This window comes from Saliniramus sp. (assembly GCF_035311605.1).
GTDB lineage: Bacteria > Pseudomonadota > Alphaproteobacteria > Rhizobiales > Beijerinckiaceae > Saliniramus.
In genome coordinates, this window is record NZ_DATGCW010000272.1 from 1 (window position 1) to 9,257 (window position 9,257).

Annotated in this window: 8 protein-coding genes; 1 reads left to right on the forward strand and 7 read right to left on the reverse strand. The window is 64.5% G+C overall.

Features of this window, described 5'->3' with window-relative positions:
* Positions 1–57 precede the first annotated feature (57 nt).
* The 3 genes from VKP01_RS12345 to VKP01_RS12355 form a co-directional block, all read right to left on the reverse strand.
* Positions 58–2,385 (reverse strand): bifunctional salicylyl-CoA 5-hydroxylase/oxidoreductase, encoded by a 2,328-nt coding sequence (locus VKP01_RS12345; RefSeq protein WP_324412713.1) that lies wholly within the window; start codon positions 2,383–2,385, stop codon positions 58–60.
* 366 nt (positions 2,386–2,751) lie between these two features.
* Entirely contained in the window at positions 2,752–4,290 is a 1,539-nt protein-coding gene (locus tag VKP01_RS12350) for a protein adenylyltransferase SelO (RefSeq protein WP_324412715.1), read from the reverse strand.
* Positions 4,271–4,693, reverse strand: a complete 423-nt coding sequence (locus tag VKP01_RS12355; protein ID WP_414706575.1) for a DUF2237 family protein — start codon at positions 4,691–4,693, stop codon at positions 4,271–4,273. The genes VKP01_RS12350 and VKP01_RS12355 overlap by 20 nt, the downstream gene beginning before the upstream one ends.
* A 242-nt stretch (positions 4,694–4,935) precedes the next feature.
* On the opposite strand from VKP01_RS12355, the gene VKP01_RS12360 reads away from it, so the two are divergent.
* Positions 4,936–5,535, forward strand: a complete 600-nt coding sequence (locus VKP01_RS12360; RefSeq protein ID WP_324412717.1) for a MarR family winged helix-turn-helix transcriptional regulator — start codon at positions 4,936–4,938, stop codon at positions 5,533–5,535.
* A gap of 12 nt (positions 5,536–5,547) precedes the next feature.
* On the opposite strand, the gene VKP01_RS12365 is transcribed toward VKP01_RS12360, so the two are convergent.
* The 4 genes from VKP01_RS12365 to VKP01_RS12380 all read right to left on the reverse strand — a co-directional run.
* Positions 5,548–5,943 carry a VOC family protein gene (locus VKP01_RS12365; protein ID WP_324412719.1) on the reverse strand — a complete coding sequence of 132 codons (396 nt, stop codon included), beginning with the start codon at positions 5,941–5,943 and terminating at the stop codon, positions 5,548–5,550.
* A gap of 69 nt (positions 5,944–6,012) precedes the next feature.
* The gene (locus VKP01_RS12370) at positions 6,013–6,732 is read right to left on the reverse strand and encodes a haloacid dehalogenase type II (protein WP_324412721.1); all 720 of its coding nucleotides are present in this window, start codon (positions 6,730–6,732) and stop codon (positions 6,013–6,015) included.
* A 10-nt stretch (positions 6,733–6,742) separates the two neighbouring features.
* The gene (locus VKP01_RS12375) at positions 6,743–7,678 is read right to left on the reverse strand and encodes a DMT family transporter (protein ID WP_324412723.1); all 936 of its coding nucleotides are present in this window, start codon (positions 7,676–7,678) and stop codon (positions 6,743–6,745) included.
* A gap of 136 nt (positions 7,679–7,814) precedes the next feature.
* A partial coding sequence (locus tag VKP01_RS12380) for a TrkH family potassium uptake protein (protein WP_324412725.1) occupies positions 7,815–9,257 on the reverse strand: 1,443 nt, incomplete at its 5' end.

Here is a 9,257-nt window from a genome sequence, read left to right on the forward strand (position 1 = left end):
GCGATCGTTCTGGAAATGGCCGGGATGGACTGACGTCCCCAGACGATCGACGGCGCTTCAGGCACGCATCTTCAGCTCCGCGCGGGTTTTGGGCTTCCCACGAATGCGCAGATCTTCCAGATCGGCACGCTCGCGCACGGCATTGCGCATGATCTGCTCCTGGCCGGGCTGATATTGCGGCGGGCAGGGCATCTTCTCGGCCTGATACCAGGCCGCCGCCTGCATGGTGAAGAACGGGTTGGTGAGATGCGGGCGCCCCAGCGCCACCAGATCGGCGCGCCCCGCCGCGAGGATGGTGTTGACCTGATCGGCATCGGTGATGTTGCCCACGCACATCGTCGCCACATGCGCCTCGTTTCGGATCTGGTCGGAGAACGGCGTCTGGAACATGCGCCCGAAGATCGGACGCGCCTCGCGCACGGTCTGGCCGGTGGAGACATCGACGAGATCGACCCCGGCTTGCGCGAAGGCCTCCGCGATTGCCACCGCATCGTCACCGGTGATGCCGCCCTCGGCCCAGTCGGTGGCGGAGATGCGCACAGACATGGGCTTGTGCGCCGGCCAGGCCTCGCGGATTGCGGTGAAGACTTCCAGTGGAAAGCGCAGGCGGTTCTCCAAGCTGCCGCCATAGGCGTCGGTTCGGGTATTGGTGAGCGGCGAGAGAAAACTCGCCAGCAGATAGCCGTGGGCGCAATGCAGTTCGAGCATGTCGAAGCCGCAGGCCTCGCCGCGCCGGGTCGCCGCGACGAATTGCGCCGTCACCTGGTCCATCTCCTCGCGGGTGATCTCGCGCGGGACCTGGCTGTCGGGAAAATACGGGATGGGGGAGGCGGAGGCGATGTCCCAGGCGCCCTCTTCGAGGGGGCGGTCCATGCCCTCCCACATCAGCTTGCTCGCGCCCTTGCGTCCGGCATGGCCGAGTTGCAGGCAGATCTTCGTATCGGAATTGGCATGGACGAAATCGACGATGCGGGTCCAGGCTTCCTGCTGCGCGTCGTTCCACAGACCGGTACAGCCCGGCGTGATCCGCGCCTGCGGCGAGACGCAGGTCATTTCGGTGAACATCAGCCCCGGCCCGCCGATGGCGCGCGAACCGTAATGCACCAGGTGCCAGTCGCCGGGCAGGCCGTCCGTGGCCGAATACATGCACATCGGGCTCATCACGACGCGGTTTCCCACCACCATCTCGCGCAGGCGAAACGGCTGGAACATCGGTACTTGCGGATCCTGCGTGTCGACATCGAAGCCGGCTTCGCGCACCTGCTGCGCGAAATGCCGGTCGATCGACGCGACAAATCCCGGCGCGCGCAGGCGCAGATTGTCATAGGTAATCGCCTTGGCGCGGGTCATCACGCCGAAGGCGAATTGCACGGGATGGAAATTCCAGAACCGCGCCACATGCTCGAACCAGACCAGCGACACATCCGCCGCGTGCTGGGTCTTCTCGGTCTCCTCGCGGCGCGTCGATTCGAAGCGATCGAGCGCGCCGGCCACGCTGCCATCCTTGCGGAAACATTCGTAGAGATGGATCGCGTCCTCCATGGCCAGCTTGGTGCCCGAGCCGATGGAGAAATGCGCGCTCGCCTTGGCATCGCCGAGCAGGACCATGTTGTCCTTGACCCAGCGCGCATTGCGGATCATCGGGAAATTGCGCCAGATCGAACGGTTGGTGATGACCGGGTGCCCGTCAAGCGCGTCGGCGAAGATCTCCTCCATCAGCTTCGCCGATTGCGCCTCGTCCATCGCGTCGAGGCCCGCGTGCGCGAAGGTCTGGGCATCGGTCTCGAAAACCCAGGTGGAGCGCCCCGCTTCGTATTGATAGGCATGAGCGATGAAGGGGCCCCATTGCGTCTCGCGGAAGATGAAGGTGAAGGCGTCGAGCGGCTTCGTCGAGCCCATCCAGGTGAACTTGTTGGGCCGCAGATCGACCTGCGTGCCGAAATGATCCTCGTGACGCGCCCGAAACCGGCTGTTGATGCCGTCGGCGATCACGACGAGATCGGCATCGAGCGCGCGCTCGTCGTCGATCTCACTCTCGAAGACGAGTGCGATGCCCAGTTCCCGGGCGCGCTCCTGCAGGATCAGCAGCAGCGTGCGCCGCGAGCAGCCGCAGAAGCCGTTGCCGCCGATGCGGAAGCTCTCGCCCTTGAAATGGATGGCGATGTCATCCCAATAGGCGAATTCCCGGGTGATGCGCTCGTAGCTCGGTTTGTCGTAGGCCTCGAAATTGTCGAGCGTCGCATCGGAGAAGACCACGCCGAAGCCGAATGTATCATCCGGGCGGTTGCGCTCGTGCACGGTAATCTCGTGAGCGGGATCCTGCTTCTTCATCAGGATCGCGAAATACAGGCCCGCCGGCCCGCCACCGATGACGGCGATCTTCATGATGCTATCCCCTCGTCGCGCGCCCGTTTCCCGGCTTCTGCGATCACAATATAGTTTAAGCTTAAAACAATTTTGCGCGCAAGTAGATGCCGCAATTGGGCGCAGCAAGTGGGTCGTAGATGGGAATGCCGCGCCGACGGCATTGTGCGCAGAACAGGGAACCCTGGTACACGCCCTGGGTTGGCCCGGCTCAACAGATATGAAGAGACCAGGCCATGCTGCATGGTGGATTATTGTGGCTTCCCGATATTGAGGATTCTCGGCATCCCCCTGCCGATCGTGATCCTGCTGCTACTCTTCGGGATCATCTGAAGCGAACGAACAGGGGAGGCGATAACGGGCGGCTCATGCCGCCCGCCGCTTGTCTCAGGTGCCACAGAAAGTCGTCGTCACACGCTCATGCGCCTGCGGCGGCGTCTGATAGGCCGCATGTTGCGGCTTTTCCGCAAAGGGTTCGGCGAGAACCCGCATCAGTTCATCGAATTTGCCGAAATCATCGCGCATGACGGCAGCGTCGATCATGGCCTCGACACGGTGATTGCGCGGGATAACGTAGGGGTTGACCGCGCGCATGGCTTTCGCGATCTCGCCCGGCGGGCGCGCCTCCTGCGCAAGACGTGCGCGCCAGCGCTGCAGCCAGGCCCGGATCGCATCACCCTGCGCGAACAGATCGCGGATCGTCTCATCGGCCCCGTCGTCAAAGACGGCGTCAGTGAGCCCCCGGAACGTCAGGGTGAAATCGGCGCCGCCCTGATACATCGCCTCGAGCAGATCCTCGATCAGCGCGTCGTCACCCTCGGCCTCCCGTTCGAGCCCGATCTTCGCCCGCATATGCGCGCGCCAGTGTTCGCGGTAGCGCTCGGGAAATGTGCCGAGGATCTCGCCGAGCCGGGCGATGCCGCGCTCGGTATCCGCATCCACGTGCGGCAGCAGCGCTTCGGCAAGGCGCGCCAGATTCCACGGCGCGATGCGCGGCTGGTTGACATAGGCGTAGCGCCCGTATTCATCGACGAAGCTGAATTTCGTCGCTGGATCATAGGCATCCATGAAGGCGCAGGGGCCGTAATCGATGGTCTCGCCCGAGATCGCCATATTGTCCGTATTCATCACGCCATGGATGAAGCCGAGGCTCATCCAGTGCGCGACGAGCGCGGCCTGGCGCTCCAGCACCTCCTGATAGAAGCGGATATACCGGTCCGGCTGGCCAGCGTGCTGCGGGCAATGGCGGGCGATGGCGTGATCGGCGAGGAGCGCCACGGCCTCGTGATCGCCCTGCGCGGCGAAATACTGGAACGTGCCCACGCGAATATGGCTCGATGCGACGCGGCTGACGATGCCGCCGGGCAGAAACGCGTCACGCACGACCTGCTCGCCGGTGGTGACTGCGGCCAGTGCCCGTGTCGTCGGGACACCGAGTGCATGCATCGCCTCGCTGACGACATATTCCCGCAGGACCGGCCCGAGCGCCGCGCGCCCGTCACCGCGCCGGGAAAAGGGCGTGCGGCCCGAACCCTTCAGCTGGATGTCGCGGCGGCGACCGTCACGATCAATCACTTCGCCGAGCAGAATGGCGCGGCCATCGCCCAGCTGCGGCGTATAATGGCCGAATTGATGGCCGGCATAGGCCATGGCCAGCGGGTCCGCACCCTGAGGCAGACGGTTCCCGGCGAAAATCTCCGCGCCCTGGGGCGAGTCGAGCGCCTGCGCATCAAGGCCGAGCTCCTCGGCCAGGGCGTGATTGAGGCGGATCAGGCGGGGCGTTTCGACGGGTGCCGGCGGCAGCTTCGCGTGGAACCGCTCGGGCAGGCGGGCATAGCTGTTGTCGAAGACGAAACCGCCGATCGCGGTATCGTTTGCGAGTGCCCCGGTATCCTGCGTCGGGAATTCAGGTGAGGTCGAGGGCATGCGCCTTCAGCTCCTGCAGATCGATGATGTCGAGGGCGCGCTCATGCGTCGCGGCGAGCGAGACCGGCGGGGCGACGCCGGCTTCCAGCGCCTCACGCCAGCGAACGGCGCACAGGCACCAGCGATCCCCCGGTTGCAGCCCCGGAAAACCGAATTCCGGGCGCGACGTCATCAGGTCGTTGCCGCGGGCACGCGAATAGTCGAGGAATTCCCGGGTCACCTGGGCGCAGACCACGTGGCGCCCGACATCCTCCGGACCCGTTTCGCAGCAGCCGTCGCGGAAAAATCCCGTCATCGGGGCGATCGAGCAGGTCGCGAGCGGCTCGCCGAAGACGTTACGGCTCTCCGCTGAAGCGGATGGCCCGTCGGTCGATGGGGCATTCTCGCCCTGTTGACGCTTCATGATGAACCTGTTGGGTTGTCAGCGTTGATCTACGGCACATTCGCCGGAACAATGCTATTGAGGGGCGCCACAAACCTCACCTCGCGATTGCACCGCGCGAATCCGGCGTCCGGCAAAGCCGTAACATCTGAAACATTGGGGCGTTGCAGGCGCTTGTCAATATGATAGCGAAACGATACATTGACACGATGAAACGCAACCCTCCAGTGATGCTCGCGTCCGATGTGCCGGAACCGGCACCGATGGCCAGCGGGCCCGATGCCGAGCTCGCAGCGGATCTGATCGTTCATCTGGCGCGGATTGCCCGGTCCGGAGAGGATCCGGGGGAGGCGAAGGGTCGCAATTCCGTGCAGCGTCTGAGCGCGGCGCAATGGGCGGCATTGCGTTACATGGCGCGCGCCAATCCCTTCTCACGCACACCCTCGGCCTTTGCCCGCTATCACGGCACGACACGCGGCACCGCCTCGCAGACGATCAAATCACTGGTCGCAGCCGGATTGCTGACCCGCGCGCGCGATGATCGCGACCGTCGCAGCGTGCGCTTCGCGCTGACGACGTCCGGTGAGGCCTGTCTGGCCGAGGATGGCGCCTGCGCCCTTGCACAGGCCGTCGCCGATCTGCCCGCTGACCAGCGTGAGAACCTGATCGCGACCATGCGCCGGCTCGCCGGCGAGATCGCCGTCAGCCACGGCGCGCCCTGTTTCGGCTGCTGCCAGGATTGCCGCCATCTGCAAGAGCGCGATACCCGCGCAGGGTATTGCGCCCAGGTCGACGCACCGCTCAGTCTGGATGACATGCATCTGCTCTGCGCCGATTTCGAGGCGGCGGGGGAACGCGGCTGATGCCCGCCGGCTTCACGGGCGCGGCCAGGCCGGATCACGGAATTCCTGCAATTCGAAGCGATAATTCTCGATCCCGCCGAAGAAGGTTGCATAGACGTTGAACTTTTCCGACAGGCGCGGCGGCCCGTCGAAAACCACACCGCGCTCTGAGAGGAATACATGCGCAGCATCGACGTCGTTGACCACGAAGGTGCAGGTCACGCCGGGATTCTCCGGCGGCTCGCGATTGGTGCAAACGCCCAGGAATGATGTCGGCGAGACGCGGTAGATATGGCAGATGCCGAACTGGTCCAGCACCAGATCGAGCCCCAGCGTCTCTGACAGAAACCGGCTCGCAGCCGGAAGGTCTCGTGTATAGATGAAGGTGACCTGCTGGTCGATCAGGAAGTCGGAAAGCGTATCGGGCATCTGACGGGCTCGCGTTCTGCAATGGGCCGGGATCTGCAGCATGCCACGATCGTGCCGTTAGGGCGTGCCTCAATTCGCGGCGATACCGAGTTTCTCGGCGAGATCGTGGAAATCATTCGCGATGATATCGTAATCACCACGTGCCTGCGCATCCTCGTGGCCGGGATCGCCGTATTCCTGCGCACGCAGGACGAAGGCCGTGCGCATGCCCGCCGCGGCGGCGGCGGCGAGATCGGAATTGTGGGCGGCGACCAGCATGGTCTCGCCGGGAGCGAGGGCGAGCGCTTCGCAACTGCGCAGATAGGCCTCGGGCTGCGGCTTGTAGGCGCGCGCAACCTCCGCGCCGAGGATCGCATCCCAGGGCAGACCGCCATGGCGGGCCATGTTCACCATCAGCGCGATATTGCCGTTGGAAAGCGTGGCGATGATGCTCGCGCGTTTGAGCCGCGCGAGCCCGGAGGGCGCGTCGGGCCAGGGATCGAGCCGGTGCCAGGCGCGGTTGAGATGGTCGATCTCGGCCTCGGCGAGACCGGTCACGCCAAAGGCTTCCAGCGTCTCGACGAGATTTTCCCGATGCAGCACGTCGAGGCGCACGAAGCCGCGCGCACCGGATCTGACCCGCTCCATGGCCGGCTGGTAGCGCGCTCGCCAGTCCCGGGCGAAGGCATCCCAGTCGAGGGTGTAGCCTCTGGTCGCGAGTAACATTTTCGCCTCGCGCGCGATCGAACCGCGCCAGTCGACCACGGTGCCGAACACGTCGAAGAGCAGGGCTGCGGGCATTTTCTTCATCGTCTCCCCCTCAGGTCTTTTCACGTTCCCGGCGCACGATCGCGACCGGCTCGGCCTGCGTCGCGGCCTCCTCGGCCTTCGCTGCGCGGCGCGCGAGCACGGATTCGCGATGCGAGATGAAGGTCGCGGCTCCTACAACGATGCCGCCCCCCAGGATGACGAAGGGGTCGAGCGGTTCTGCGAAGAGGACGATGCCCATCAGCGTCGCCCAGACCAGTTGCAGGAACTGCACCGGCTGTGTCACCGTGATCGGAGCGTTCTGGAAGGCCTTTGTCATGGTCCAGTGCCCGGCCGTTGCGAAGGCCGCGACGAGGCTCAGCCATGCGACCTGCTCGAAGCTCGGGACAACCCATTGCACTGCGGCCACGGGGGCCAATGCGATGGTGCAGAAGACCGAGAGCAGCCCCACGATCACCGCTGTATCCTCGGTTCCGCTCAGGCGTTTCGCGATCAGGAAGGATGTGGCGAAGAAGGGGCCGGCGGCCACCTGCGCCATCTGGCCGATCGAGACCTCCTGAAAACCCGGTCGCAGTATGATCAATGCGCCCGCGATTCCGGCGCAGACCGCGAAGACCCGGCGCATGTGTAGCGCCTCACCGAGAAACAGGGCCGCACCGATGGTGATGAAGATCGGCGCCACATAGCCCAGAGCCGTCACTTCGGCCATCGGGATGCGCGCCATTGCGTAGAACCACAGGATCACCCCGACCCCATGGACCGCGCCGCGCAGGAGATGAAGATGCAGGATTCGGCCCGAGGGGCGACGTGTCAGCAGTGCGCCCATGAAGGGCAGCATCATCAGCGCGCCGGCTGCATAGCGGATAAAGGCGCCCTGGGCAGCGGGCAGATCCGCGCCGATATGGCGCACGATGGCGGTGACGCTGGCGAGCAGCAGGGTCGTCAGGAGCATCCAGCCGACACCGATGAGCGTATTCTGCGCCCGCACCCGCCCAAGCCTCCCGGTTCATGCCGCGCAAGCGCCGCGCCGCACGATGAGTATCACTCACCCGCATGGATTGCGGTGCAAGAAATTCCGCGCTCTCGCCTGCGTGATCACGCCCGTATAATCGTGGCAAGCGCGCTCAACCGCGCCAGAAGCGCGGCATGAACAGGATCAGCACGGTGAACAGTTCGAGCCGACCGAGCAGCATGGCGAAGGCCAGTGTCCATTTCACCGCGTCGGGCAGGGTGGCGTAATTGCCCGCCGGTCCGATGATCGGGCCGAGGCCGGGACCGACATTCGACAGCGCGCTCACCGCCGCCGAGGCCGAGGTGAGGAAATCGAGATCGAAGGCCATCAGGGTGATGGTGATGGCGCCGTAGCAGATGAAGAAGAGCGAAAAGAAGACCACCACGGAATGGATCACGTCGTCGGGCAGTTCTCGCCCGGCATAGGTGCGCGGGAAAATGCCGCGTGGAAACAGAAGATGCCGGAAATAGCTCTGCAGGAGCTTGGCCATCACCTCGTAGCGGAAGATCTTCACGCCCCCGGTGGTCGAGCCGGTACAGCCACCGACGAACATCAGCCCGAAGAAGATGCCGATCGCCACATTGCCCCATCCACCGTAATCGGCGGAGGCGAATCCCGTCGTGGTCACCACGGAGACGACGTTGAGGGACGCAAGCCGCAAGGCATCGAGAAACGCGAAACGCCCGGAAACACTCAGCCACAATGTCATGATGAGCACGATCACCAGCAGGAAGACGAGCAGCACCCGCACCTGGCTGTTGCGCAAGGTATCCGTCTCGCCTTGGAACAGGCGGACATAGAGCACGAACGGGATGGCGCCGGCGATCATGAAGAAGACCGCGATCCAGTGGATCGCGGGATTGGTGAAATGGCCCAGCGATGCATCATGCGTGGAAAAGCCGGCTGTCGAGATCGTCGTCAGTGCATGCGCCACGGCGTCGAAACCGCTCATCCCGGCAAGCCAGTAGGCGGCGATGCAGGCAATGGTGAAGCCGACATAGATGGTGGTGATGGCGGCAGCCACTTCCCGCACGCGCGGCAGCACCTTTTCCGAGCGATCGGAGGATTCGGTGCGAAACAGCTGCATGCCACCGACACCCAGCGCCGGCAGGATGGCAATGGCGGTGGCGATGATGCCGATTCCGCCCAGCCATTGCAGGATCGCGCGCCAGATCAGCACGCCCGGCGGAGCCTCCTGCAGGCCGACGATCACCGTCGCCCCCGTTGTGGTCAGCCCCGACATCGCCTCGAAGAAGGCGTTGGCGTAGCTCTCGCGCATCTGCTCGAAATCGGAGATGTAGAGCGGCAGGGCGGCGAAGAGCACCACCGAGAGCCAGGCCATCGGCGTGAGCAGGAAGGCCTGCCGCAGGGTCAGGCCGCTATCCAGCTGCACCTGCGCGAAATACAGAAGCAGCATGCCCACTGCGAAGGTAATCGCGCTGGAGATCGCGAAGGCCTTCCAGTCCTCGTTATGGGCATAGAGATCGACACCTACCGGAATCAGCATGGCGATGGCGAGCACGGTGAGCATGCCCCCGATCAGATACAGGATCGG

What these genes read in the sequence shown, in the direction of transcription:
- VKP01_RS12360 (WP_324412717.1), top strand. Translation starts at nt 4,936, where the DNA reads ATGGCCAGCGGGCCCGATGCCGAGCTCGCAGCGGATCTGATCGTTCAT.
- VKP01_RS12350 (WP_324412715.1), bottom strand. Translation starts at nt 4,290, where the DNA reads ATGCCCTCGACCTCACCTGAATTCCCGACGCAGGATACCGGGGCACTC.
- VKP01_RS12355 (WP_414706575.1), bottom strand. Translation starts at nt 4,693, where the DNA reads ATGAAGCGTCAACAGGGCGAGAATGCCCCATCGACCGACGGGCCATCC.
- VKP01_RS12365 (WP_324412719.1), bottom strand. Translation starts at nt 5,943, where the DNA reads ATGCCCGATACGCTTTCCGACTTCCTGATCGACCAGCAGGTCACCTTC.
- VKP01_RS12345 (WP_324412713.1), bottom strand. Translation starts at nt 2,385, where the DNA reads ATGAAGATCGCCGTCATCGGTGGCGGGCCGGCGGGCCTGTATTTCGCG.
- VKP01_RS12370 (WP_324412721.1), bottom strand. Translation starts at nt 6,732, where the DNA reads ATGAAGAAAATGCCCGCAGCCCTGCTCTTCGACGTGTTCGGCACCGTG.